This is a genomic window from Roseomonas sp. OT10 (assembly GCF_020991085.1).
Lineage (GTDB): Bacteria > Pseudomonadota > Alphaproteobacteria > Acetobacterales > Acetobacteraceae > Roseomonas > Roseomonas cutis.
Map to the genome: position 1 here is coordinate 3,003,179 of NZ_CP087719.1, position 23,760 is coordinate 3,026,938.

Below are 23,760 nucleotides of genomic sequence, written 5' to 3' on the forward strand. Positions count from 1 at the left end.
TATGACCCCTGCCCTCCCGGGCGGCCCGCCAGCCAGGCCCCCCCACCCGCCCCGCGAGACGCATGACGGCCCAGACCCTGCCCGAGTTCGGCACCCTCACCCCGGCCGAGGAGCGGCTCGTCGCCGACCTCGACAGCGGCGCCTATCACCAGTGCGGCGACGGCCGGCTGCCGGCGGCGGGGGACGAGACCCGGACCATCCGCGCTACGTTCCTGCGCCTGCTGCTGCTGGGCGCGCCCGGACTGCCGCGCCTGCACGAGAAGGGGCTGCGGCTGCGCGGCGCCTGGGTGGCGGGGGCGCTCGACCTGGAAGGCTGTGCCGTGGCGCGCAGCATCGCCCTGGCCGATTGCCGCTTCGAGGCCGCGCTGGTGCTGCGCTCCGCCGCCATCGACAACCTGGTGCTCGACGGCTCCGTCCTGCCGGGGCTGCTGGCGCGCGGGCTGGTGGCCCGGGGCGGGGTCTACCTCCGCGCCACCCGGATCGACGGCGCCATCGACATCCTGGGCGCGCGGCTCGACGGGGAGTTCGTGCTGGACGGCTCCACCGTCGCGCAGCCCGGCGCCCTGGCCTTCAACGGCGCCTATGTCTCCACCCGGGGCGACCTGACGCTGCGCGGCACGCAGTTCCAGGGCGGGGTGAAGGTGTCGGGCGCGAAGCTCGGCGGCGACCTGGCCCTGACCGGCGCCGTCATCGAGCATGCCGGCGAGACCGCCCTCTCGGCCGACGGCATCCGGATCGGCGGCGACGCGGTGCTCCGCTCCGCCCGCATCCTGGGCGAGGCGAGCTTCATCGGCGCGCGGGTCAGCGGCGACGTGCAGCTGGAGGGCGGCACCTTTGAGGCCCCCGGGGCGATCGCCCTGACCCTGAACCGCGCCGTGGTGGAGGGGGCGCTGTTCCTGCGGCACGGCGCCCAGGTGAAGGGGGCGCTGAGCCTGAACGGCACCCAGCTCGGCATCGTCATGGACGAGCCGGCGAGCTGGCCGGCGCCGGGCGACCTGCTGATGAACCGCTTCCGCTACGGCGGCTTCATCGGCGGGCCGGTGGATGCGCGCAGCCGGCTCGACTGGCTCTCCCGCCAGTCGCCCTCCCGCTGGGGCGAGGATTTCTGGCCGCAGCCCTACGAGCAGCTCAGCGCCGTGCTGAGCCAGATGGGGCACCAGGAGGAAGCGCGGACCGTCCTGTTCGAGAAGGAGCGGCTGCAACGCCGCGCCCGCCGCGCCCGCGCGCGCTGGCCCAGCACCCGCGCGGGGCTGGCGGTCCAGGACACGCTGCTCTGGCTCACCGTCGGCTACGGGCTGCAACCCCTGCTGGCCTTCGTATGGCTGGTGCTGTTCTGGCTGACGGGGGTGGGGCTGCTGGCCACGATCCAGTCGCAGGGGCAGATGCGGCCCAACGTCGCCGTCACCCTGCGCTCGCCGGAATGGGTGCTGTGCGGCACGCCGCCGGAGCGGAGCCTGTGGCTCCCCTCGCTCGACCAGCAGCGCGCGGGGCTGGCGCGGCCGGGGCAGCGGCAGATCGACTGCTTCCTGGCGCAGCCGGAGGCGCAGTCCTACCCGAAGTTCAACAAGTGGATGTACTCGCTGGAGGCGCTGATCCCGGGCCTGGAGGCGGGGCAGCGCAACTACTGGTCCCCCGATACCCGCCACGGCCTGGGCCATGCCGGGAAGATCTTCGAGTACATCCAGATGATCGCCGGCTTCGGCCTGGGCCTGCTGGCCTTCGCCGGCTTCTCGGGGCTGGTGAAGTCGTCGCAGTAGCGGCGGAGCGAGGGCGCCCCTTTCCTTCCGACGGCGCGGGGCGCCAGGGTCAGGCGGCCGCCTGACCCCGCCTCAGCGATCCAGCATGGAGCCGTGGACCCAGCCGGCGGGCGCGCCACCTTCGCCCACCTGGTACCAGCCGCCCGGCGCCTCGGCGAAGACGCGCAACGCGGCGCCGCGGGGCAGCACCCGCAGGACCTCGCCGCCCCCGCTCGGATGCGCGCGTAGATTGCCGTTCTGCCGCATCGTGACCGTGCCCGACGCCGGCGTGCCCCGCTCCGCCGCCTGGGGCGTCGCCGGGGGGGCAGTCGAAGGGGCGGCGGGCGTGGGGGCGGCAGGCGATGCCGCCGCGGCACCGGCCGCCGGCGCGGCGGCGGGCTGCCCGGCATAGGGCAGGTTGCCGGGCACGGGCGGCAGCGGTGCCGGGACGACGCGGTTCCCGCTCTGGCGCGGGCCGCCGTCCTCGCCGCACCGCGAGGTCATCTCGACATAGACCCGGGTCGCCTCGATCGCGCTCATGGAGACGAACTGATCGACCGACGGGGCGTCGCCGCCCCCGCCGCCCTTGGAGGCGTCAGGAAAGGAGACGACGCTGACGAAGGGCAGGAAGGGGCGGTCCGCCCCGCCGGGATTGACCTGGCCACAGACGGCGTAGGTGCCGGCGATGGCCTGGCGGTAGACCTGCACGCCCCGGAGCTGGCTGCCATCGACCCGGAGCGAGGACTGCAGCCGCGCCTCCGCGAGCTGCCGGGCCCGCGCCACGCGATTCCCGTCCGGCGTCTCCGCCTCCTCCTTCTTCTCCTTGCAGGCCGCGAGCAGGCAAAGCCCCGCCAGCGCGGCGATCCGGTACGCCTTCATCCTCTCCTCGCGATACGCCCCCGGCGCCGTGGCGTCACTTCACGGTGAGGTCACCGTGCCGCGCCATGGGAAGCACGGCGCGCGGCGTGCCGGCCCCCGCCGCCCCCTCCCGCAACGGCGGGCCGGGCAGATCGCTGCATGGCAGCAGCGCTTCGCCACGGGCAGGCCGCACAACGGAACGGTCCCGCGGATGGGGCCGGGGCAGCCCCGGCGGGTGCCGCGGACGCCGGGCCTGGCCGATGCGCCGCCTGACCTTCGCCCCGGCCGCCGCAGCCTAGGCCCGGCCGCGCCGCTCCTCCGCCTTCGCCATCTCCACCAAATCCATCCGCCGCAGCCTCGGCATGGCGAGGAAGGTGACCGCGACGATGGCGAGGGTGACGAACCCGCCGCTCCACACCGCCGCTTGGGCGCCGAGCAGGCTCGCCGCCAGCCCGCTCTCGAAGGCGCCCAGCTCGTTGGACGAGCCGACGAAGACGGAGCGCACCGCGGCGATCCGGCCGCGCATCGCCTCGGGCGAGGCAAGACGGAGGATGGCCCGGCGGATCACCACGCTGGTGCCGTCGCACAGACCGGCGACGAAGAGCGCGGCCAGCGACAGCGGCAGCGAGGTCGAGACGCCGAAGACGATGATGCTGACCCCGAAGCCGGCGATGACGGCGTGCAATGCCACCCCGGCCCGGTGCTGCGGCAGGAAGCGCGCCGCGCCGAGCGCCGCCAGCAGCGCGCCCAGCCCGCTGGCGGCCCGCAGCAGCCCCAGCCCCTCCGCCCCCACGCCCAGCACGTCCGTGGCGAAGACCGGCAGCAGCGCCGTGGCGCCGCCGAAGAAGACGGCGAACATGTCGAGCGCCATGGACCCGCCGAGATAGGGGTTGCCCAGCACGTAGCGCACGCCCTCCGCGATCCGCCGCCACACGGTCGTCGTCCCCGCCTCCGGGACGGCATGGAGGGGCGGCCGCTCCGGCACGCCCAGCCAGACGGTGAGGCAGGAGGCGGCGAGGAGCACGGCGATGGCGCCATAGGTCTCCGCCCCGCCCAGCCAGGACCAGGCGAAGCCACCCGCCACCGGCCCGGCCACGTCCGCCAGCCGGCCGCTGGTGGCGAGCAGCCCCAGACCGCGGATCAGCTGCGCCACCGGCACCACCTGCGCCTCCAGCCCCGAGGCGGCGGGGCCCTGGAAGGCGCGCGCGACCCCGGCCAGGAAGGCGGCCAGGAAGAGCAACGGCAGCAGCCCCGCCGGCGCCGCGGCGGACAGCAGGGCGATCCCGGCCGCCAGCACGGTCAGCGCCACCTGCGCGGCGATGACGATGCGCCGGCGGCTGAGCCGGTCCGCGACGTGGCCGCCGTAGAGCACCAGGGTGACGCCCGGGATCGCCTCCACCAGCCCGAGCCAGCCCAGGTCGAGCGGGTCGTGCGTCAGCTCGTACACCTGGAAGCCCAGCAGCACGGTCATGGCCGCCGCCGCGAAGCGCTCCAGCACGTTGGCCAGCAGGAAGGCGAGGAAGGGGCGCTGCCGCAAGACGGGCACCGGGCCAGGACTGCTCATGCCATCGGGCCGGGCGGCGCCTCCGATCGCGCGGGGGACGCCGCGCGGGCCCGGCCAGCCGGGATGGGAGCCGTCGCCGCGTGGCATGTTCGGGGCTTCCGACGGTTCTGGCCAGGGGGCAGGCCGCGCGGGGCGACATCGCCCGGCAGCGCGGCGGCGCCCCCTCCGACACGTCGCCGCGCGTCCGCGGCAGGCAGGGGCGGGACCCCGGGCGGCCCACCGGAGACATGGCGGATGGATCAGGCCGGGGAGATCGCCGGCAGGTTCCTGGCACCGGCCCGCCGGCCGCCCTACCCTGCGCCGCGCCATCGGCGGGATAGCGATGGCCGGTCCAACATCCGGGAGCCTGTCCACATGATCCGCTGCGTCGTGCTCGACGACTACCAGGATGCGGCACGCCGCATGGCCGACTGGTCCGCCCTCGCGGACCAGGTGTCGCTGGAGGTGCTGCGCGACCACCTCGACCCGGATGCCATGGCCGAGGCGTTGCAGGGCGCCGCGGTGGTGGTGGCGATGCGCGAGCGCAGCCGCTTCGACGCCGCCACCCTGGCGCGCCTGCCCGCGCTGCGCCTGCTGGTGACGACGGGCATGCGCAACGCCGCCATCGACCTCGCCGCCGCCGGGGCGCAGGGCGTGGTGGTCTGCGGCACGGGCAGCGCCGGCGCCCCCACGCCGGAGCTGGCCTGGGGGCTGCTGATGGCCCTCGCCCGCTCGATCCCGCGCGAGGACGCGAACTTCCACGCGGGCGGCACGCCCTGGCAGTCGAGCCTCGGCATCGATCTGGCGGGCAAGACCCTTGGCATCGTGGGTCTCGGCAAGGTCGGGCAGCGGATGGCGCGCTACGCCGCCGCCTTCGAGATGCGCGTCCTCGCCTGGAGCCGCAACCTGACCGACGCGCATGCCGCGGCGCATGGGGCGGAGCGGGCGGCCTCGCTGGACGAGCTGCTGCGGCGCGCCGACATGGTGACGCTGCACATGGTGCTGGGGCCGGAGACGCACGGGCTGATCGGGGCGCGCGAGCTGGGGCTGATGCAGCCCACGGCGCTGCTGGTGAACACCTCGCGCGGGCCGCTGGTGGACTGGCGCGCCCTGGCCGAGGCGCTGCGCTCCGGCCGCATCGCCGGCGCCGCGCTGGACGTGTTCGACGAGGAGCCGCTGCCGCCCGGCCACCCGCTGCGCGGCCTGCCCAACCTCGTCGCCACGCCGCATCTCGGCTATGTCAGCGAGGCCAACTACCGCCGCTTCTTCGCCGATGCGGTGGAGGACATCGCCGCCTGGCTGCAGGGCGCCCCGCTGCGCGTCCTCTCCCCGGGCTGATCCGGCCGGCGGGCGCCACCGGCCGGGCGCGGGCCTGCGGGAGCCCTTCCCGGCCCGCAGGCCGCTACCCCCAGCGCAGCGCCAGCGCCACCAGCACGGCGCCCGCCAGGACCGAGCCGGCGAGCAGCGCCGCGCCCCAGCGCAGCGCCGCCGCGAGGCGTTCCAGCGCGGCCGCCCGCGGGTCCGGCCCGTCCGCGCGCTCGTTCAGGCGGCGGGTGGCCGCGCGCAGCAGGCGGGGCAGGTCGTCGCCGGCGCTGCCCAGGTCGAGCAGCAGGGCGGAGAGGCGGCGGCGGAGGGCGTCGGGATCGGTACGGGCCTGGAGGACCCGGCGCCCGGCCTGCCCGGCGGCGGCGGCGAGGTCGAAGCCGGGGTCGATCCGGTTGAGCACCCCGTCAATGGTCGCCAGCGCCTTGAAGATGAGCAGCAGGTCGGGCGGCATGGCCAGCCCCTCCTCCCGCACCAGGGCCATCATGTCCGCCATCACCTGGGTCAGCACCAGCCGGCCGCTGCCGTGGCGGGCGATCAGGCGCTCGGCCGCCGGGGTGAGGCGGGAGGCCGTGGCGCGGCCGTCGGACCAGATGGCCAGCACCTCGGCCAGCCGCGCCGGATCGCCGGTGGCGAGGGCGGTGACGAAGCCGACCATCTCCTCCCGCCGCCGGGGCGAGACATGGCCGACCATGCCGAGGTCGAGCAGCCCGATCCGGTCCCCGGGCAGGCAGAGCAGGTTCCCCGGATGCGGGTCGGCGTGGAACAGCCCGTCCACCAGGACCATGTCCAGCACCACCTCCGCGCCCAGGGCCGCGATGCGCCGCGGGTCGATCCCGGCGGCGCGCAGACGCTCGGCGGAGGTGGGCGGGGTGCCCGCCAGGTAGTCCTGCACCAGCAGCCGCTCGGAGGAGAGCGACCAGTGGATGCGCGGCACCACCACCCCGTCGCGCCCGCGGAAATTGGCGGCCAGGCGGTCGGCGTTGCGGCCCTCCTGGGTGAAGTCCAGCTCCTCCAGCACCGCCTCGGTGAGCTGGCGCAGCAGGGCGCGCGGGTTGTGCCGCGCGACCCGCTCTCCCGCCTGCTCCGCCGTCGCGGCCAGGGCGGCGAGGAGGCGAAGGTCGGCCTCCATGCGCGGGCGGATGCCGGGGCGGCGGATCTTCAGCACCACCTCCGTGCCATCCGCCAGCCGGGCGCGGTGCACCTGGGCGATGGAGGCGGCGGCCAGCGGCTCGGTGTCGAAGTGGGCGAAGACCGTCTCGGGCGCGGCGCCGAGATCCTCCTCCACCTGCGCCCGCAGCGCCTCGAAGGGCAGGCGCGGGGCGCCGCTCTGCAGTTGCTCCAGCTCGGCGATCCAGTCGCGCGGCAGCAGGTCGGCGCGGGTGCCGAGGATCTGGCCCAGCTTCACGAAGGTCGGCCCCAGCGCCTCCAGCGCCAGGCGGAAGCGATGCGGCAGCCCTGGCCCCGCCGCCTCCCCCTCCTCGCCCGGCGCCCAGCCGCCCAGGCCCAGGCGGGAGAGCAGCGCGCCGAGGCCGAAGCGGGCGACGACGCCGCCGATCTCGGCGATGCGCTTGCGGTCGCGCGCGGCGACGAGGGCCATGTCGAGCATGTCCGGGAGTTAGGGCGGCCGGGCGGGCGTGTCGAACCCACGCCCCGGCTGCGGCCGGCGGACGGCCGGATTGGCCGGCATGCCGGGAGCGGGGGAGGACGCTCTTCTCCCCCGGGCCCCTCCCCCGCCGGGCCATGCCCCAACGGGTCCGTGGTGCACGCCGTCCCGTGTCGGTGCGCCGCTCACCGTCGCCGTCGAGGAAGCTGCCGTCCGCCGCTCCCGGCGAGGATATGCGAGGGCCTCGGTCCCGCGGCGAGGCCGGGCGCGGAGAGGCGGAGGGCGGCGACGCCCCGCAAGCCCCGCCACCGCTTCGCCTTCCGCACCGGCTGGGCCAGGATGGCCGGCATGATGACCCCGACCGGCGCGCGGCCCACCGCATGACCGACCCGCCTGCCTGGCCCGTCGTGGCGCTGACGGGTGCCTCCTCCGGCTTCGGCGCCGCCCTGGCCGAGGCGCTGGCGGCGCCCGGCCGCACGCTGCACCTGGCCGGGCGGGATGCGGCGCGGCTGGCGCATACCGCCGCGCTGTGCCGGGCGGCCGGGGCGGCGGTGCGGGAGGCGCGGTTCGACGTGCGCGACGCCGCCGCCTGCGCTGCCTGGGTGGAGGCGGCGGGACGGATCGACCTGCTGATCGCCAATGCCGGCATCTCCGCCGGGACCGGCGGGGCGGTGGAACCGGCGGAGCAGGCGCGCACGATCTTCGAGGTGAACCTGACCGGCGCACTGAACACGGCGCTGCCCGCCCTGGCGCGGATGCGGGAGCAGGGGCCAGGGGAGGATGGGGTGCGCGGGCGGATCGCGGTGGTGGCGTCGGTCGCCAGCTTCATCGCCGCACCGGGGGCACCAGCCTACTGCGCCTCCAAGGCGGCGCTGCAACGCTGGGCGGAGGCGACGGACGCCACCGCACGGCGCGCGGGGGTGCGGCTGCACGCCCTCTGCCCCGGCTACATCCGCACGCCGATGACGGCGGCGAACGACTTCCCGATGCCCTTCCTGATGACGCCGGAAACCGCCGCGCGCCGGGCGCTGGCCGGAATCGCAAGGGGGCAGGCGCGGATCGCCTACCCCCTGCCGCTCTACTGGATGGCGCGGCTGGGCGGGATGGTCCCGCCCCGCTGGCTCAGCCGGCTGCCGGCGAAGGCGACGGGCGGGCCCCCGCGGGAGGCGTAGGGCCGCCCACCAGCGCCGGGTCGTGCCCGGGCACGGGACCCGTCGCCAGCGTGCTGGTGGTGGGGTCCGTCGTGCGGTGGCCCTGGATCTTGCCCTGGCTGCGGCGGGCCCAGACGTTGAGCCCCTCCACCACCGCGGCGAAGGCCATGGCGACGTAGACGAAGGTCTTGGGCACGTCGAAGTGCATGCCCTCGGCCACCAGCACCATGCCGATCATCACCAGGAAGGCGAGGGCCAGCATCACCACCGTCGGGTTCTTCTCCATGAAGTCGGACAGCGCATCCATGGAGAGGAGCATCACCGTCACCGAGACCAGGATCGCCACCGCGATCACCCACATGACGTTGGTCATGCCGATGGCGGCGAGGATGCTGTCCACGCTGAAGACCATGTCGATCAGGATGATCTGGACCACGGTCATGCCGAAGGTGGCGGCCACCGCCTTGGCGGCATGGGTCTGGGCCTGGGCATCCGGGTCGACGCGGTGGTGGATCTCCATCACCGCCTTGCCGATCAGGAACAGCCCGCCGGCGAGCAGGATCAGGTCCTTGCCCGAGACGCTCTGGCCGAGCACCTGGAAGAGCGGCGTGGTGAGGGTCATCAGCCAGCCGACCCCGGCCAGCATGCCCAGGCGCATCACCACCGCCAGGCCCAGCCCGATCAGCCGGGCCTTGCGCCTCTGCTCCGGTGGCAACCGGTTGGAGAGGATTGCGATGAAGACGAGGTTGTCGATGCCGAGCACCACCTCCATGCCGATAAGGGCGATGAGGGCAACGAGAACTTCAGCGTCCATCGAGGGGCGGCATTCCGGGCTGTTGTGGACCCCGCATATCGCCCGCACGATGAAAAGATGAAAGGATAATTACAGAAATTTCATCTTCCGTCCGACCTGCTGCTTAAGTCATTGTTTTTAAATGCGCCAGGATGGTGCCATTCCCGGTCCAACGCAACATGGCCGATGGCAAGACTACCGGGAGCCTGCCCCTGGTCCCGCAGGTGGAGCTTCGCCGGGCAGGGCTTCGGCGGCCGGGCCATCCCGCCCCCGCGCCGGGGCGGCCGATCCGGTCCGCTCGCCCGGGATCGCGGGCGGACGGGCCGGAGGCCGTCCTCCCCTGCCCGGCCGGAGGTCAGTAGGTCGCGCGGCCGCCGGACACGTCGAACACGCCGCCCGTGCTGAAAGAGCATTCCTCGCTCGCCAGCCAGCAGACCAGGGCGGTCACCTCGTCGATCGTGCCGAAGCGGCCGATGGGGATCTTGGACAGCATGAAGTCGATGTGCTGCTGCGTCATCTGGTCGAAGATCGCCGTGCGCACCGCGGCGGGGGTGACGCAGTTCACCCGGATGCCGCCCTTCGCCAGTTCCTTGCCCAACGACTTGGTCAACCCGATCACCGCGGCCTTCGAGGCGCTGTAGGCGGAGGCGTTGGGGTTGCCCTCCTTGCCGGCGATCGAGGCGATGTTGACGATGCGGCCGTAGTCGTTGCGCTCCATCGCCGGGATCGCCGCGCGGTCGCAGTAGAACAGCCCGTTCAGGTTCACGTCGATGACGCGCTTCCACGCCTCGACCGGATAGTCGCGCACCGTGGTGTTGGGGCCGGTGATGCCGGCGCTGGCGACGAGGATGTCCAGCCGGTCGCCCAGCGCCTCCAGGCTCGATGCCATCGCGCGGTCCACCTGGGCGGCGTCGGCGATGTCCAGCGCCGCCACATGCGCCACGTCGCCCTCCGCCTTCGCCGCCTCCAGCGCCCCGGCGTCGAGGTCCCAGAGGGCAACCCGCGCGCCCTCCGCCGCCAGCCGCTTCGCCACGGCACGGCCGATCCCCGCCGCGCCGCCGGTGACGACGGCCGTGCGGCCCCGGAAGCGTTCCTGCCAGATCATCTTGCCATTCCCTCCCGCCCCGCCCCCGGGGCGCGGCGGGAGGCTGGCGGGGGCGGTGCCGGATGGCAAGCCTCAGGCGATCTCGATCCCCGCCAGCGGCCCGTGCTGCTGCGCGCCGTAGACGTCGCGGTCGAAGGCGGAGCCGCTGCCGCGCTGGCCGGAGCGCCGCGGCAGCGTCACCTTGATCGCGCGCACCCGGTCGAAGGGGATGACCGCGACGTGCTGCGTCTCCACGCCGTAAAGCTCGGCGATGCGGCCGGGAGCGAGCGCGCCGGATTCCAGCACGCGGCGATAGGTCGCCTCCTCCTCGAACATCAGGTCGATGGTGATCTGGAAGGGGCCGGCATTCTTGCTGCGGAGAACGGCGGCGAGGTCCTGCAACCGGGCCATGGGTCAGATACGCTCCATCTCGATCGGGAACAGCGCATGCTGATCCTCGACCTCCATCAGGTGATAGACGCTGAACTCGTAGACCTCGCCGGCGCTGACGTCGGAGGGCGAGAAGGGGAAGGCCAGGTTGCCGCCCGTCGTCTTCCTCCCCGGGAAGGGGCAGTGCAGGAAGGAGGACCGTGCCAGCGACAGGACGTAATCCGCCAGCTCCTGGCTGCGCGCCACCACCTCGATCAGGACACCGACCTCGTGCGGCGGCCTGCGCTCCGGCTCCAGCGGGCCGAGCACGGCATCGCGGCCGTAGTAGCGGAAGCCCAGCGCGAACTGGTCGTCACCGACATCGCTGCGCAGGTTGCGCCGCACGGCGCCGCGCACAGTCTCCTCGATGACGGGGAGGCTGCCGATCACCGCGCCGTCGCGGATGCCCGCGATGGTGAAGGCGCGATAGCCCGCGAGCCGCGCGCCCTCCAGCTTGATCTGCAGCTTCGGCGTGGGGATGAAGCGGGAGCCGCTGACGCGCACGGTCTGCCGGTCCACCTGCTCGAACACCGCCTCGCGCAGGTCGACGCGGCCCTCCGGCTCGTAGAGCACCAGCGGGTCGCCCTGCTCGTACATGGTGTGGGCGGCGACGGAATCCGGCGTGCAGATGCGGTGCTCCGCCAGGGGGCGGACCAGGAAGTGGTCGCTGCGGATGATGCCGAGCAGGCTGTCGTTGGCGGCCAGCGGCAGGCCGCATTGCGCGCCGCATTCCATGATCTTGGCCATGTGCAGGGCCAGGCCGGGATCGTAGCCCTCGGCGATCGGCAGGGCGGCGTAGATCGCCGTGTCGCAGGAGCGGCCGGTGAGGACGACGTCGGCGCCCTGGGCCAGCGCCTCGGCGAAGGGCTCGGTGCCCATCTGCCCGACGATGCGGCTGCTCTCCATCACCGCCTGCTCGGTCAGCGCCGGCGCGTCGGGCATGGGCGTGACCTTCCCGGCGCGCAGCGCGTCGCGCACCCGCGTGGGCTCGATCTCGGAGCGGATGGTGGCGAGGCGGAAGTTCAGCCCGTTCTCCCGCGCGATGCCCACCAGCATCTCGCGCACGAATTCCAGGTTCGGGTTGCCGCCGCCCATCCCGGCAGAGCCGATCATCAGCGGCACGCCGGCCGCGCGGGCACGGGTCAGGGCGAAGCCCAGGTCGCGGCGCACCTGTTCCCGCTTCACCAGCGAGGTGCCGCTGCCGAGGTAGAAGGGGCCCGGGTCGGTCGAGCCGGCATCGCCGCCCACCAGATGCGGCGCCTGGGCGATGCCCGCCTCCAGGCTGCTGAACTCGTAGCCGTAGCCGAGGCAGCCGTTGATCGAGACCAGCCTCAGTTCTCTTGCGCTTGCGCTCATGGTTCGTGTGTCTTCCCTCAGGATTCGATCCGGACGCCGGTCTGCCGCACCACCTCGGCCCAGAAGCGGCTGGCATCACGGATCAGGACGGAGAAGGCCGCGGGCGGCATGGCCAGCACCTCGAACTCCAGCGGCTGCAGCCGCGCGCGCATCTCCGGGCTCTGGAGCGCGTCGAGGACCGCCCTGGTCAGCCCCTCGGTCACCCTCGCGGGCGTGCCGGCCGGGGCCATCAGCCCATACCAGGCCTCCACCACCAGCCCGTCGAGCCCGCTCTCCACCAGCGTCGGCACCTCCGGGAGCGCGGCGAGGCGCTGCGGCGAGGTGACCGCGAGGGCGCGCAGGCCGCCGCTGCGGATCAGCGGCAGCACGGCCGCCATGGTGTCGCAGGAGAACAGGATCTGCCCGCCCATCAGGTCCGCCTGCACCTGGCCGCTGCCACGATAGGGCACGTGCATGGCCTGCCCGCCCATGCGCTGGACCATGATCTCGGAGGCGAGGTGGGTGATGGTGCCGACACCCGAGGAGCCGTAGGTCGCGCCCCCCGCCTTCAGGCGCCGCGTCAGGGCGGCGAAGTCGGCCGGCGCCTCCGCATTGTTGGCGGTGACCACGGCATAGTACGTGCGCGCCAGGCCGGCGATCGGGACGAAGTCCTGCTCCACCTTGTACTGCACGCGCGGATTCAGCAGCGGGTTCACCACCAAGGTGCTGTTGGTGCCCAGCGTCAGGGTCTGTCCGTCCGGCGTCGCCCGCGCCCCCTGCTCGGTGCCAGTGATACCGCCGGCGCCGCCGCGGTTCTCCACCACGACGGGCTGCGGAATGCGTCCCGTGAGCTCGGTGGCCAGCATGCGCGCGATCGCGTCGCTGCCCGTGCCGCTGGTGAAGGGGACGATCAGGCGGATCGGCCCGCCCTGGGCCCGTGCCCCGGACGCGCCGGCGAGGGCAAGGCCCGCCGCCGCGGCCAGGGCCTGGCGTCGGGACAAGGCAGAAGCAGCAGTCTTCATGGCGCTCTCCAGGACGTTCTATTTGTCCGATTGTATGGACAATTGAGCGACCTTCTAAAGCAGCACCGACCCGGGTGGAAGCACCAAAAGCAAACACCGGGCGGTCCACGACCCCGCCCTCTCATGCCGACAGCGGGATGACCTGACCGATCGTGCTGTGGTGTTCGGGCGTCGGACCGGGAGGGGACGCCGTCCCCTCCCAGACCCTCCCCTGCCGGGGCCACAAGCGGGCCCCGGTCCCCGCTGGGAGTTGGTTCTGTGCGGTGGGCGTCAGCCTGCGGGCTGAACCCTGGCGGAGCGCGGACAGGCGGGACTCTGAAAAGATTCACGAGGCGTCAGCCAGTGCAGTGGCCGTACCCGCCGAGGAGCGTGGCTCCTCGGCGCCTCGACCCCGTATCAGGCTGTCCCGCGGTAGCACTCCCCGGGTCCAGGGCCCGCAGGGTCCTGGCGGAGTGGGGGTATCGGGGGCGAGGCAGCGCCTTGCCCCCGGGGAACGGACGCACCCCGCGCCGGCACGGACCGGCGCATCGCACCGTCCGTATCAGCCCGCCTCTGGCGGCGCGGCCTCCCCGCCCCGGCGCAGGCGGAACACGGCGCTGTGGATGAAACGGCCGGCCGGGTAGAGGCCGTCCGCCACCTGCAGCACCTCGTCCCGCTCGTCGCGGAAGCGGCGGATCATCCGCAGGGCCGCCTCGCCGGGTTCGGCACCCAGGAGTGCCGCCGGCTCGGCCTCCAGCCGGACCGGCGTGATCTCCTGGGCGATCTCCACCACGCGCAGCCCGTGCGCCTGCTCGATCATCACGAAGATCGGGTCCGGCGATTCCGCGATCCGGGGCAGGATGTCCGCTGCCTCGGGCAGGATGTAGGTGGTCAGAACGGCGACCGGCCGCTCGTCCTGCGGCAGGACGCGCAACAGGCGCAGGCGCAGCCAGGCCTTGCCGGGCCTGCAGCCCAGGAAGCCGGCCAGCGCCGCATCCGCCACCACCTCCTGATGCTCCACCAGGCGCAGCCGTGTCGCGCGCGAGACCTGCAGCAGGTCCTCGACCGAGGAGGCCCCATGCACGAAGCGGGAGGGCTCGGGCTGGCGGGCGCGGACCCAGGTGCCGATGCCGGGATGGGCCGAAACCACCCCGAACTCCTTCAGCTCGCGCAGCGCCTGCCGCACCGTATGGCGGCTGACGCCGAAGCGGTCGCACAGCACCGCCTCGGTGGGAAGCTGTTCGCCCACGGCGTAGCGGCCGGCGCCGATCTCGGCCATCAGCGTCCGGGCCAGGCGGGAGTAGCGGGGGGAGGGCCGGCCGCTCTGCGGGCCGAGCGGCCCGGCGAGCGGCGCGTCGTTGGAGATCTCAGGCCTCCTTGTAGCGGTAGCCGATGCCGTAGAGCGTCTCGATGTGGGAGAAGTCGTCGTCCACCGCCCGGAACTTCTTGCGCACGCGCTTGACGTGGCTGTCGATGGTGCGGTCGTCCACGTAGATGTTCTCGCCATAGGCGGCGTCGATCAGCTGGTCGCGGTTCTTCACCATGCCCGGCCGCACCGCCAGCGCCTTGACCAGCAGGAACTCCGTCACCGTCAGCTGCACCGGCTTCCCCTTCCAGGTGCAGGTGTGCTTGGTCTCGTCCAGCACCAGGTCGCCGCGGGCGATCACGCCGCCGGCGGGCGCCCCGGAGCCCTCGGCGCGGCTCGTCTCGTTGCGGCGCAGCAGGGCGCGGATGCGCTCGAGCAGCAGGCGCTGGCTGAAGGGCTTGGTGATGTAGTCGTCCGCGCCGAGGCGCAGGCCCATCAGCTCGTCCAGCTCGTCATCCTTGCTGGTCAGGAAGATCACCGGCAGGGCGGTGCGCTGGCGCAGCCGCTGCAGCAGCTCCATCCCGTCCATCCGGGGCATCTTGATGTCCAGCACCGCAAGGTCCGCCGGCCGGGCCAGCAGCCCTTGCAGGGCGCTCTCCCCGTCCGTGTAGGTGCGGACCTGGTAGCCCTCCTGCTCCAGGGTCATCGAGACGGAGGTCAGGATGTTGCGGTCGTCATCCACGAGGGCGATGGTCTGGGCCATGGTCAGGGGGTGTCCGGGCGCTTCTCTGCGTCTGCCCCCGCATATAGGGATGGAATTGTGGCGCAACCGGGGAACGCGACGGAGGAGCCGGCCGGGACCGCCCGGCGGCTGATGCGGGAGGCGGCGTCGGCCGTCCTGTCCACCATGGCGGAAGGCGGGCAGCCCTTCGCCTCGCTGGTCACCCCGGCGGTGGCGCCGGATGGGGCGGTGCTGCTCTGGCTCTCCTCCCTCGCCGTCCACACCCGGCATCTGCAACGGGAGCCGCGCTGCGCCCTGCTGTTCCAGGGGACGGCGGAGGGGGAGAATCCGCAGACCGCCCCGCGCGTGACCGTCACCGGCCTCGCGGCGCCGGTCGAGGACGCGGCGTTGAAGGCCCTCTGGCTGGAACGCCACCCCTATGCCGCCCCCTATGCGGATTTCGGGGATTTCCGCCTCTGGCGCATGGACCCGGGCGGCGGGCTGCTGGTGGCGGGCTTCGCCCGGGCGCACCGCCTCCGCGCCGCTGATTTCCGGCCCCGGGACGCGGCGGCCGGCCCGGAGGAGGAGAGCGCATGAGCCAGGAACCCGGATTCGAGTTCATCGGCCTGGTGGAAGCCTCGGTCGGCCCGCCCCTGCGCGTGGGGAGCGGTGCGATGGGGGAGCGCCGGATCGTCCCGATCCTGGGCGGCCGCGTCGCCGGCCCGCGGCTGGAGGGCGAGATCCTCCCCGGCGGCGCCGATTTCCAGCTGATCCGCCCGGACGGGGTCACCGAGATCGAGGCGCGCTACACCGTCCGGCTGACGGACGGCGCCCTGGTCTACGTGGTCAACCGCGGCCTGCGCGACGCCGCCCCCGAGGACATGGCCCGGCTGCTCCGCGGCGAGCCGGTCCCGCCCGAGCGGGTCTATTTCCGCACCACGCCGGTCTTCGAGACCCCCTCCCCCGCCCATGCCTGGATGCAGCGCCGCCTGTTCCTCGGCCATGGCGAGCGCCGGCCGGATTCGGTCCACATCCGCCTCTACGCCGTGTGACCCGGCGGGCGGCGCGGAGGGCACGCCGCACGATGTGTCCCGCCACGACGCTTCCGGACGCTTCCCGGCGCTTCCGGGCGCTTCACAGATGGCACGGCGCGTGCCTGCATGCGGGGCCATGACCTGGAGCATCCTCGCCCGCGACCCCGACACCGGGGAACTCGGCGCCGCCGTCGCCACCCGCTTCTTCGCCGTGGGCGCGCTCTGCCTCCGGGTCGAGGGCGGGCTCGGCGCCGCAGCCACCCAGGCGCTGGTCAACCCGCTCCTCGCCCCCGCCGCCCTGGCCCGGCTGCGCGGCGGCGACGCGCCCGAGGCAGCCCTGGCCGCGACGCTTGCCGCCGATGCGGGGGCCGCGGTGCGCCAGCTGCACCTGCTGGATGCAGCGGGCCGGGCGGCCTGCCACACCGGGGCGGGATGCGTCGGCTGGGCCGGGCAGGCGGCGGGCCGGGACGTCTCGGTGGCGGGCAACATGCTCGCGGGCCAGGCGGTCGTGACGGCGACGCGCGACGCCTTCCTGGACGGCGCCGGCCGCCCCATGGCCGAACGGCTGATCGCGGCGCTGGAGGCGGGACAGGCGGCCGGCGGCGACAAGCGCGGCCGGCAGTCCGCCGCCCTGGTCACCGCCGGGCCGGAGGATGCCTTCCCCGCCCTGGACCTGCGGGTGGACGACCACCCGGATCCGCTGGCGGAGCTGCGCCGGCTGCACGCCGTCGCCCGCCAGCGCTTCGTGCACTACCGCCGCTTCCTGGCGGGGCGCGACCATCCCGGCGTCTTCGACCGGGCGGTGCTGGACCGGCTGATCGCGCAATCCATGGCGGACCCCGCCCCGTGAGCCATTCCCCCGACCCCGGACCCTGGGCCCTGGAGCTGGACGGGGTCTCGGTCGCCTTCGCCACCGATCGCGGTCCGCTGCGCGCGGTGGACGGCGTCTCCCTCGCCGTCGCCCCCGGCCGCACCCTGGCCGTGGTCGGCGAGAGCGGCTGCGGCAAGTCCGCCACCGCCCTGGCGGTGATGGGGCTGCTGGCCCCCGGCGCCACGGTCGGCGGCCATATCCGCCTGGCCGGGCAGGAGATCGCCACCCTGCCCGAGGCGGAGCGCCGCGCCCTGCGCGGCGGCCGCATGGCGATGATCTTCCAGGAGCCGATGACCTCGCTGAACCCCGCCTTCACCGCCGGGGAGCAGATCGCCGAGGCGCTGCGCCTGCACGAGAAGCTGTCCCATGCCGCCGCCTTCGACGCGGCGGTCGCCATGCTGGAGCGCGTCCGCATCCCCGACGCCGCCCGCCGCGCCCGCCAGTACCCGCACCAGCTCTCCGGCGGCATGCGGCAGCGCGTGATGATCGCCATGGCGCTGGCCTGCCGCCCGCGCGTGCTGATCGCGGACGAACCGACCACCGCCCTGGACGTGACGGTGCAGGCGGGGGTCCTCGCCCTCCTCGACGGGCTGCGCCGCGACACCGGCACCGCGGTCATCCTGGTCACGCACGACCTGGGCGTCGTCGCCGACCATGCCGACGACGTCGTCGTGATGTATGCCGGCCGCGTCGCGGAATCCGGCCCCGCCAGCCGCGTGCTCTCCCACCCCGAGCACCCCTACACCATCGGCCTGCTCGGCGCGGCACCCCGGCTGGACACCCCCCGCGGCACCCGCCTCGCCTCCATCGACGGCACCGTCCCCGACCTGATGCACCCGCCCCCCGGCTGCCGCTTCGCCCCGCGCTGCCCCTTCGCGGTCGCCGCCTGCAACGACGCCCAGCCGCCGCTGGTCGAGGTGGGGCCGGGGCATCGCGCGGCCTGCATCCGGGCGCCGCTCGACGCGGCGCTGGCGGCATGAGGCCTTGCACCTTCCTCCGGGCGGCGGGGAGCGCCGCATGACCCCGCTGCTGGAACTCGACGGGCTGGTGAAGCACTTCCCCGTCCGGGACTCGCTGGGACGCCGGCGCGGCGCGGTGCATGCGGTGGACGGCGTGTCGCTGCGCGTGGCGCCGGGCGAGGTGCTGGCGGTGGTGGGGGAGAGCGGCTGCGGCAAGTCCACGCTCGCGCGGCTGGCCCTGCGGCTGATCGAGCCGGATGCGGGCTCGGTGCGCTTCGAGGGCCGGGAGCTGCGCGACCTCTCCCCGGCGGCGCTGCGGGCCTGGCGGCGCGACGCGCAGATGATCTTCCAGGACCCCTATGCCAGCCTCGATCCCCGCATGACGGTGGGCGCGGCAGTGGCGGAGCCGCTGCGCCTGCACGGCATCGTCCCGCGGGCCCGGGAGGCGGAGCGGGTGGCCATGCTGCTCGCCCGGGTGGGGCTGCGGCCGGAGCAGGCGCAGAGATGGCCGCACGAATTCTCCGGCGGGCAGCGGCAGCGCATCGCCATCGCCCGCGCCCTGGCCAGCGGGCCGCGGCTGGTGGTGGGGGACGAGCCGGTCAGCGCGCTGGACGTCTCCGTGCAGGCGCAGGTGATCAACCTGCTGCAATCGCTGATCCGCGAGCTGCGGCTGGCCTTCATCCTGATCTCGCACGACCTCGCCGTGGTGCGGCACGTCGCCGACCGGGTGGCGGTGATGTACCTCGGCCAGATCGTCGAGGAGGGGCCGGCCGAGGCGGTCTTCGCCGATCCGCGCCATCCCTATACCCGGGCGCTGCTGGCCTCCGTGCCCGGCGAGGGCGGGGCCGCGCCGCTGGAGGGCGACGTGCCCAGCCCGATCGCGCCCCCCGCCGCCTGCCGCTTCCACACCCGCTGCCCGCTGGCGCAGCCGGTCTGCCGCACGGCCGACCCGGCGCTGGCGCCGGCAGGGGGCGACGCCGCGCACCGCTCCGCCTGCCATTTCCGCGACAGCCTGCCGCCGCTGGAACGCCGCCGGCATGACGCCGCCGGCGAACGGCTCCGCCGGCTGCAGCGCTTCTTCATCCCTGCCAACCTCGACACGCCGTCACCGGGAGACGCCGCATGAACAAGACGCTGGCCGCCGCCTGCCTCGCCGTCCTGGCCACGAGCGCCGTCCCTCTCGGACTCGCCGCCCCGGCCCAGGCGCAGAACCTGCGCATCGGGCTGCGCGAGGATCCGGACATCATGGACCCGACCCTGGCCCGCACCTTCGTCGGGCGCATCGTCTTCGCCTCGCTCTGCGACAAGCTGTTCGACATCAACGACAAGCTGGAGATCGTGCCCCAGCTCGCCACCGGCTTCCGGTGGGAGGACCCCAGGACGCTGCTCATCACCCTGCGCGACGGCGTGCGCTTCCATGACGGGGAAAGGATGGATGCGGAGGCGGTGCGCTACTCGCTGAACCGCCACCTGACGCTGCAGGGCTCCTTCCGCCGAGGCGAGATCAACGCGATGGACGGCGTGGAGGTGGTGGACCCGCTGACGGTGCGCGTGCGGCTCAAGGTGGCCTTCGCGCCCTTCGTCTCGCAGCTCACGGACCGCGCCGGCATGATCGTCTCGCCCAAGGCGGCGGAGGCGGCCGGGCGCGACTTCGGCAACCGCCCCGTCTGCGCCGGCCCCTTCCGCTTCGTCGAGCGCGTGGCGCAGGACCGCATCGTGGTGGAGCGCTTCCCCGACTATTGGGATGCCGGGCGTATCCACGTCCAGCGCATCACCTACCAGCCCATCCCGGACGGCACGGTGCGGCTGGCCAACCTCCAGGCGGGCTCGCTCGACCTGATCGAGGTGACCACGGCGACGGACGTGCCCATCATCCAGAAGGACCGGCGCCTGCGCCTCAGCCAGACGGACGAGCTGGGCTACCAGTCCATCACCTACAACGTCGGCAACGGCCCGCGGTCGCAGAACCCCTTCGGCCGCGATGCCCGCGTGCGCGCCGCCTTCGAGCTGGCGATCGACCGCGACGCGCTGAACCAGGTGGTCTACGAGGGGCAGCAGACCGTCACCGCGCAGCCGGTGCCGCCCTCCTCCCCCTATCACGTCCCCGGCTTCCGACCGGAGCCGCGCGACGTGAACCGCGCGAAGCAGCTGCTGCGGGAGGCCGGGGTGCAGACGCCGGTGGTGGTGGAGATGACCGCGCCGAACAGCCCGGAGATCCGCCAGATGGCGGAGGTGATCCAGTCCATGGTGGCCGAGGCGGGGTTCGAGCTGCGCATCAACGCCATGGAGTTCGCCTCCTCCCTCCAGGCGGCGGCGCGCGGGGACTTCCAGACCTACATCCTCGCCTGGTCGGGGCGGGTCGATCCCGACGGCAACACCTGGACCTTCATCCACTCCCAGGGTCCGCAGAACGACGGCCGGTACGCCAGCCCGGAGGTGGACCGGCTGCTGGACGAGGCCCGGGCCGAGACGGAGGTGGAGAAGCGCCGCGCGCTCTACGCCCGCGTCTGGGACGTCGCGATCCGCCAGGACCGGTCGCGCATGTACCTGTGGCACCGCAAGAACTTCGTGGCGCATGTGGCGCGGCTGACCGGCTACCATCCCGTGCCGGACGGGTTGATCCGCGTGCAGGACCTGCGCTTCCAGTAGCCGTCCGATGTGGGGCTGGCTGTTGCGCCGCCTGGGACAGGTGGTGCCCACGCTGCTGATCCTCTCGGCCCTGGTCTTCGGCCTGCAGCAGCTGATGCCCGGCGACCCGGCGCTGATCATGGCCGGGGAGGAGCGCGGCGACCCGCAGGTGCTGGCCCAGATCCGCGAGGAGCTGATGCTCGACCGGCCGGTCTGGGCGCAGTACCTGGCCTGGCTGGGGCGCACCCTGACGGGCGACCTCGGCTTCTCCTGGCGCATCCGCCAGCCGGTGGCGCAGCTGATCCTGGAGAAGCTGCCGGTCACGCTGCAGCTCGGCAGCATGGCCTTCGTCATCGCCGTGCTGATCGGCGTGCCGGCGGGGGTGATCTCCGCCGTGCGGCGCGACCGGCCGGCGGACTGGCTGGCGAACGGCGTGGCGCTGGCCGGCATCTCCACGCCGAACTTCTGGCTCGGCATCATGATGATCCTGCTGTTCAGCGTGCAGCTCGGCTGGCTGCCGCCCTCCGGCTACGTGCCGCTGACCGAGGACCCGGTGCAGTCGCTGAAGACCACCATCATGCCCGCCCTCGTGCTGGGCTCCGGCGTCGCCGGCGTGCTGATGCGCCACACCCGCGCCGCGATGCTGGGCGCGCTGGGGCAGGACTACATCCGCACCGCCCGCGCCAAGGGGCTGGCCGAGCGCGTCGTCGTGGCCAGGCACGCGCTGCGCAACGCGCTGATCCCGGTGGTGACGCTGGGCACGATCGAGCTGGGCCGGCTTCTGGCCGGCGCGGTGCTGACCGAGCAGATCTTCACCATCCCCGGCTTCGGCAAGCTGATCGTCGATGCCGTGTTCAACCGCGACTACCCGGTGGTGCAGGGGGTGGTGGTCGCCACCGCGCTGATCTTCGTGCTGCTCTCGCTGCTGGCGGACCTGCTCTACATGGCGATCAACCCGAGGCTGCGCGCGGCATGAGCGCGGCGACGACCGCCGCCGCGGTGCCCGCGCGGGGCGAGGGCCCCTGGCGCCGGGCGCTGCGGCGCTTCCTGCGCCGCCGCCTTGCCGTGCTGGGGCTGGTCGTGGTGCTGGCCTTCGTGGCCGCCGCGATCCTGGCGCCCTGGATCGCGCCCTTCGATCCCGCCGCCACCTCCTGGTCGCGCATCCGCAAGCCGCCCTCGGACCTCCACTGGTTCGGCACGGACGAGAACGGGCGCGACGTGCTCTCGCGCGTGCTCTGGGGCGGGCGCGCCTCGCTGATGGCGGGCTTCGTCTCCGTGGCCGCGGCGCTGCTGGCCGGCGTGCCGCTGGGGCTGCTGGCCGGGCTGACGGGCGGCTGGGTGGATGCCGCCATCTCGCGGCTGGCGGATGCCATGCTGTCCGTGCCCTTCCTGATCCTGGCCATCGCGCTCGCCGCCTTCCTGGGCCCGGCGCTGGAGAACGCGATGCTGGCCATCGCCATCTCCGCCACGCCGATCTTCGTGCGCCTCGCCCGCGGCATGGCGCTGGAAGCCAGGGCGACGGAATGGGCCGAGGCCGCGCGGGCCCTGGGCAACCCGCCCTGGCGCACCGCGCTGGTGCACGTCCTGCCCAACATCGTCCCGCCCCTGCTGGTCCAGGGGACGCTGGCGGTGGCAGAGGCGATCATCGCCGAGGCGTCGCTGAGCTTCCTCGGCCTCGGGCAGCAACCGCCCGCGCCCTCCTGGGGCTCGATGCTGAACGCGGCGCAGCGCTTCCTGGGGCAGGCCCCCTGGATGGCGATCTATCCCGGACTGGCCATCTTCCTGGTGGTGCTCGCCTTCAACCTGCTCGGCGACGGGCTGCGCGATGCGCTGGACCCGCGGTCCGGCGGACGCTGAGGCCCATCCCAGGCGCCGCCCGGAGGCCGGCGGCAGACCCGAGGGCCGGATCACGCCGGGCGCCGGAGCCCGTCAGGGAAAGGCCCGGGGCGGGGACGCCGTCCCCTACCTGTCCCGCGCCCGAATGCCCGTGACCGGGCGCCGGATCGCACAACCCCGCCGCCCGCGTCACACCGGCGGCGGGATGAGATGACCTGTCGTGCTGTCGTGTTCGGGCGGGGGACCGGGAGGGGACGCCGTCCCCTCCCAGACCCTCCCCTGCCGGGGCCACAAGCGGGCCCCGGGCCCCGCTGGGAGTTGGCTCGGGGCGGTGGGTGTCAGCCTCCGGGCTGAACCTTGACGGAGCGCGGACAGGCGGGACTCTGGAAAAGAGTTGTAGGCGTTAGCGAGTGCTGCGGCCGGTCCCGCCGAGGAGCCATGCTCCTCGGCGCCTCGACCCCGTCTCAAGCTGTCCCGCGGCAGCGCGGATCGGGTCCAGGGCCCGCAGGGTCCTGGCGGAGTGGGGGTACGGGGGCGAGGCAGAGCCTTGCCCCCGGGCCACGGGCGCCCCCCGCGCCGGCACGGATCAGCGCATCACGCCCACCGTATCAAAGTCCGACGAGGCGTTGCGCCACCACCTCTCGCTTGCTGCGGATGATCTGCCACAGCACGTCCGGGGCGGAGGTGTCCCAGGCGATGGCCTGCCCTTCTGCCTCGATCGGCAAGGTCATCACCCGTTCCAGCACGGAGCCCATGCGCGGCAGGCGCAAGGCATACACCTCCTTGTGGTCGTGCCCCGTGCACCACAGGAAGCCGCCCGGCCCCCAGGAGGCGCCGGAGATGGACATGGGCGTCGCGCGTTGCAGCACGTCCGCCGGGAAGGTCCAGCCGCCGGTCTGGCGCATGTCGCGGTCGTGCCGGGTCAGTTGGGTCCACCAGGTGTTGCCATAGGGGCGCTGGTTGCGGCCGAAGACCAGCGAGTAGTTCGCCCAGACCGCCCACCAGGCGCCGTCATGCCATTCGAAGCTGGTCAGGCTGCCCGGCATGATGCCGAAGGAATGGCTGCCGGTGTGGCGCAGCGTCGCCGCATCGAAGCGCTCCACCGAGGAGAGCATCGGCTCCTCGGAATAGTTCGAGTGCGCGGCGATCACCTCCCCCTCGTGCAGGGAGAGGCTGTTCATGTGGATGATCGGCCCCTCGCGCGGGCTCTCGAAGCGGGCCAGCTCGGCGTTGCTGCGCCGGTCGTGCTTGATGATCAGCCGGTTGTCGACGGCGTAGACGGCGTCGGCATCGGCACAGACCCCCTGCCGCGCCGCGGGGGTGGTGAAGCGGGCGATGGTCTCGAAGCGGCGCTCCGGGGCCTGGGCTGGGGCCGGAGCCGGGGCCGCCTGGGCCGCGGCGCGCCGGGCGAGGCCGGTGGCAGCCAGGCCGCCGAGCAGGGGAGCGGCGAGCAGGGTGCGGCGCCCCGTGCCCGAGGCGGGCGGCGGATGCTGGGACATGGGCGTTCCTCCAGGATTCGTTCCGCGGAGGATGGCAGCCGGCCGGC

Annotated in this window: 22 protein-coding genes and 1 pseudogene; 12 read left to right on the forward strand and 11 right to left on the reverse strand. The window is 73.8% G+C overall.

Annotated features, from left to right (window positions below; genetic code table 11):
• Nucleotides 1-62: 62 nt before the first annotated feature.
• Nucleotides 63-1,757 carry a hypothetical protein gene (locus LPC08_RS13805; RefSeq protein ID WP_230448822.1) on the forward strand — a complete coding sequence of 565 codons (1,695 nt, stop codon included), beginning with the start codon at nt 63-65 and terminating at the stop codon, nt 1,755-1,757.
• Nucleotides 1,758-1,829: 72 nt separating this feature from the next.
• Here LPC08_RS13805 and LPC08_RS13810 read toward each other — a convergent pair whose 3' ends face one another.
• Both LPC08_RS13810 and LPC08_RS13815 read right to left on the reverse strand, forming a co-directional pair.
• Nucleotides 1,830-2,615, reverse strand: coding sequence for an SH3 domain-containing protein (locus LPC08_RS13810; protein WP_230448823.1), 786 nt, complete (start codon nt 2,613-2,615; stop codon nt 1,830-1,832).
• A gap of 274 nt (nt 2,616-2,889) precedes the next feature.
• Nucleotides 2,890-4,140 (reverse strand): MFS transporter, encoded by a 1,251-nt coding sequence (locus tag LPC08_RS13815; protein WP_230448824.1) that lies wholly within the window; start codon nt 4,138-4,140, stop codon nt 2,890-2,892.
• Between the two features lie 372 nt (nt 4,141-4,512).
• Between LPC08_RS13815 and LPC08_RS13820 the strand changes: the two genes are divergently transcribed.
• Nucleotides 4,513-5,475, forward strand: a complete 963-nt coding sequence (locus LPC08_RS13820; protein ID WP_230448825.1) for a D-2-hydroxyacid dehydrogenase family protein — start codon at nt 4,513-4,515, stop codon at nt 5,473-5,475.
• Nucleotides 5,476-5,539: 64 nt separating this feature from the next.
• On the opposite strand, the gene LPC08_RS13825 is transcribed toward LPC08_RS13820, so the two are convergent.
• The gene (locus LPC08_RS13825) at nt 5,540-7,060 is read right to left on the reverse strand and encodes an ABC1 kinase family protein (RefSeq protein WP_230448826.1); all 1,521 of its coding nucleotides are present in this window, start codon (nt 7,058-7,060) and stop codon (nt 5,540-5,542) included.
• A gap of 386 nt (nt 7,061-7,446) precedes the next feature.
• Between LPC08_RS13825 and LPC08_RS13830 the strand changes: the two genes are divergently transcribed.
• The gene (locus LPC08_RS13830; RefSeq protein ID WP_230448827.1) at nt 7,447-8,238 is read left to right on the forward strand and encodes an SDR family NAD(P)-dependent oxidoreductase; all 792 of its coding nucleotides are present in this window, start codon (nt 7,447-7,449) and stop codon (nt 8,236-8,238) included.
• On the opposite strand, the gene LPC08_RS13835 is transcribed toward LPC08_RS13830, so the two are convergent.
• From LPC08_RS13835 to LPC08_RS13865, 7 genes are all read right to left on the reverse strand, one after another.
• On the reverse strand, nt 8,189-9,031 hold the full coding sequence (locus tag LPC08_RS13835) for a TerC family protein (RefSeq protein ID WP_230448828.1): 843 nt from the start codon (nt 9,029-9,031) through the stop codon (nt 8,189-8,191). The genes LPC08_RS13830 and LPC08_RS13835 overlap by 50 nt on opposite strands.
• A gap of 334 nt (nt 9,032-9,365) precedes the next feature.
• Nucleotides 9,366-10,115 carry an SDR family NAD(P)-dependent oxidoreductase gene (locus LPC08_RS13840; RefSeq protein ID WP_230448829.1) on the reverse strand — a complete coding sequence of 250 codons (750 nt, stop codon included), beginning with the start codon at nt 10,113-10,115 and terminating at the stop codon, nt 9,366-9,368.
• Between the two features lie 72 nt (nt 10,116-10,187).
• Nucleotides 10,188-10,505, reverse strand: a complete 318-nt coding sequence (locus LPC08_RS13845; protein ID WP_230448830.1) for a DUF4387 domain-containing protein — start codon at nt 10,503-10,505, stop codon at nt 10,188-10,190.
• Between the two features lie 3 nt (nt 10,506-10,508).
• Nucleotides 10,509-11,879, reverse strand: a complete 1,371-nt coding sequence (locus tag LPC08_RS13850) for an acyclic terpene utilization AtuA family protein (protein WP_230448831.1) — start codon at nt 11,877-11,879, stop codon at nt 10,509-10,511.
• Nucleotides 11,880-11,896: 17 nt separating this feature from the next.
• Nucleotides 11,897-12,859 carry a Bug family tripartite tricarboxylate transporter substrate binding protein gene (locus tag LPC08_RS13855; RefSeq protein ID WP_230448832.1) on the reverse strand — a complete coding sequence of 321 codons (963 nt, stop codon included), beginning with the start codon at nt 12,857-12,859 and terminating at the stop codon, nt 11,897-11,899.
• 562 nt (nt 12,860-13,421) lie between these two features.
• Nucleotides 13,422-14,225, reverse strand: coding sequence for a GntR family transcriptional regulator (locus LPC08_RS13860; RefSeq protein WP_255702351.1), 804 nt, complete (start codon nt 14,223-14,225; stop codon nt 13,422-13,424).
• A 1-nt stretch (nt 14,226) separates the two neighbouring features.
• Nucleotides 14,227-14,928 (reverse strand): response regulator transcription factor, encoded by a 702-nt coding sequence (locus LPC08_RS13865; RefSeq protein WP_230448834.1) that lies wholly within the window; start codon nt 14,926-14,928, stop codon nt 14,227-14,229.
• Nucleotides 14,929-14,985: 57 nt separating this feature from the next.
• Between LPC08_RS13865 and LPC08_RS13870 the strand changes: the two genes are divergently transcribed.
• The 9 genes and pseudogenes from LPC08_RS13870 to LPC08_RS13905 all read left to right on the forward strand — a co-directional run bounded on the left by LPC08_RS13870 (nt 14,986) and on the right by LPC08_RS13905 (nt 22,235).
• A complete protein-coding gene (locus LPC08_RS13870) occupies nt 14,986-15,483 on the forward strand; it encodes a HugZ family pyridoxamine 5'-phosphate oxidase (RefSeq protein WP_230448835.1) in 498 nt (165 codons plus the stop codon).
• Nucleotides 15,480-15,938, forward strand: a complete 459-nt coding sequence (locus LPC08_RS13875; RefSeq protein ID WP_230448836.1) for a DUF3237 domain-containing protein — start codon at nt 15,480-15,482, stop codon at nt 15,936-15,938. Before LPC08_RS13870 ends, LPC08_RS13875 begins: the two co-directional genes overlap by 4 nt.
• A gap of 118 nt (nt 15,939-16,056) precedes the next feature.
• Nucleotides 16,057-16,770, forward strand: a complete 714-nt coding sequence (locus LPC08_RS13880) for a DUF1028 domain-containing protein (protein ID WP_230448837.1) — start codon at nt 16,057-16,059, stop codon at nt 16,768-16,770.
• The gene (locus LPC08_RS13885) at nt 16,767-17,771 is read left to right on the forward strand and encodes an ABC transporter ATP-binding protein (protein ID WP_230448838.1); all 1,005 of its coding nucleotides are present in this window, start codon (nt 16,767-16,769) and stop codon (nt 17,769-17,771) included. Before LPC08_RS13880 ends, LPC08_RS13885 begins: the two co-directional genes overlap by 4 nt.
• Nucleotides 17,772-17,925: 154 nt before the next feature.
• A pseudogene (locus LPC08_RS26360) lies at nt 17,926-18,291 on the forward strand (ATP-binding cassette domain-containing protein); the annotation flags it as partial.
• A 195-nt stretch (nt 18,292-18,486) separates the two neighbouring features.
• Nucleotides 18,487-18,876 (forward strand): oligopeptide/dipeptide ABC transporter ATP-binding protein, encoded by a 390-nt coding sequence (locus LPC08_RS26365; protein WP_441295842.1) that lies wholly within the window; start codon nt 18,487-18,489, stop codon nt 18,874-18,876.
• Nucleotides 18,873-20,399, forward strand: a complete 1,527-nt coding sequence (locus LPC08_RS13895; RefSeq protein WP_230448840.1) for an ABC transporter substrate-binding protein — start codon at nt 18,873-18,875, stop codon at nt 20,397-20,399. The genes LPC08_RS26365 and LPC08_RS13895 overlap by 4 nt, the downstream gene beginning before the upstream one ends.
• Nucleotides 20,400-20,406: 7 nt before the next feature.
• Nucleotides 20,407-21,354: an ABC transporter permease gene (locus tag LPC08_RS13900; RefSeq protein WP_230448841.1), complete on the forward strand. Its 948-nt coding sequence runs from the start codon at nt 20,407-20,409 to the stop codon at nt 21,352-21,354.
• Nucleotides 21,351-22,235 (forward strand): ABC transporter permease, encoded by an 885-nt coding sequence (locus LPC08_RS13905; protein ID WP_230448842.1) that lies wholly within the window; start codon nt 21,351-21,353, stop codon nt 22,233-22,235. Before LPC08_RS13900 ends, LPC08_RS13905 begins: the two co-directional genes overlap by 4 nt.
• Nucleotides 22,236-22,822: 587 nt before the next feature.
• Here LPC08_RS13905 and LPC08_RS13910 read toward each other — a convergent pair.
• Nucleotides 22,823-23,713 carry a hypothetical protein gene (locus LPC08_RS13910; protein WP_230448843.1) on the reverse strand — a complete coding sequence of 297 codons (891 nt, stop codon included), beginning with the start codon at nt 23,711-23,713 and terminating at the stop codon, nt 22,823-22,825.
• Between the last annotated feature and the right edge of the window lie 47 nt (nt 23,714-23,760).

Bases quoted from the DNA above. Each gene is read 5' to 3' on its own strand.
- LPC08_RS13805 (WP_230448822.1), top strand. From the start codon at position 63: ATGACGGCCCAGACCCTGCCCGAGTTCGGCACCCTCACCCCGGCCGAG.
- LPC08_RS13810 (WP_230448823.1), bottom strand. From the start codon at position 2,615: ATGAAGGCGTACCGGATCGCCGCGCTGGCGGGGCTTTGCCTGCTCGCG.
- LPC08_RS13820 (WP_230448825.1), top strand. From the start codon at position 4,513: ATGATCCGCTGCGTCGTGCTCGACGACTACCAGGATGCGGCACGCCGC.
- LPC08_RS13825 (WP_230448826.1), bottom strand. From the start codon at position 7,060: ATGGCCCTCGTCGCCGCGCGCGACCGCAAGCGCATCGCCGAGATCGGC.
- LPC08_RS13830 (WP_230448827.1), top strand. From the start codon at position 7,447: ATGACCGACCCGCCTGCCTGGCCCGTCGTGGCGCTGACGGGTGCCTCC.
- LPC08_RS13835 (WP_230448828.1), bottom strand. From the start codon at position 9,031: ATGGACGCTGAAGTTCTCGTTGCCCTCATCGCCCTTATCGGCATGGAG.
- LPC08_RS13840 (WP_230448829.1), bottom strand. From the start codon at position 10,115: ATGATCTGGCAGGAACGCTTCCGGGGCCGCACGGCCGTCGTCACCGGC.
- LPC08_RS13845 (WP_230448830.1), bottom strand. From the start codon at position 10,505: ATGGCCCGGTTGCAGGACCTCGCCGCCGTTCTCCGCAGCAAGAATGCC.
- LPC08_RS13850 (WP_230448831.1), bottom strand. From the start codon at position 11,879: ATGAGCGCAAGCGCAAGAGAACTGAGGCTGGTCTCGATCAACGGCTGC.
- LPC08_RS13865 (WP_230448834.1), bottom strand. From the start codon at position 14,928: ATGGCCCAGACCATCGCCCTCGTGGATGACGACCGCAACATCCTGACC.
- LPC08_RS13875 (WP_230448836.1), top strand. From the start codon at position 15,480: ATGAGCCAGGAACCCGGATTCGAGTTCATCGGCCTGGTGGAAGCCTCG.
- LPC08_RS13880 (WP_230448837.1), top strand. From the start codon at position 16,057: ATGACCTGGAGCATCCTCGCCCGCGACCCCGACACCGGGGAACTCGGC.
- LPC08_RS26365 (WP_441295842.1), top strand. From the start codon at position 18,487: ATGTACCTCGGCCAGATCGTCGAGGAGGGGCCGGCCGAGGCGGTCTTC.
- LPC08_RS13895 (WP_230448840.1), top strand. From the start codon at position 18,873: ATGAACAAGACGCTGGCCGCCGCCTGCCTCGCCGTCCTGGCCACGAGC.
- LPC08_RS13900 (WP_230448841.1), top strand. From the start codon at position 20,407: ATGTGGGGCTGGCTGTTGCGCCGCCTGGGACAGGTGGTGCCCACGCTG.
- LPC08_RS13905 (WP_230448842.1), top strand. From the start codon at position 21,351: ATGAGCGCGGCGACGACCGCCGCCGCGGTGCCCGCGCGGGGCGAGGGC.
- LPC08_RS13910 (WP_230448843.1), bottom strand. From the start codon at position 23,713: ATGTCCCAGCATCCGCCGCCCGCCTCGGGCACGGGGCGCCGCACCCTG.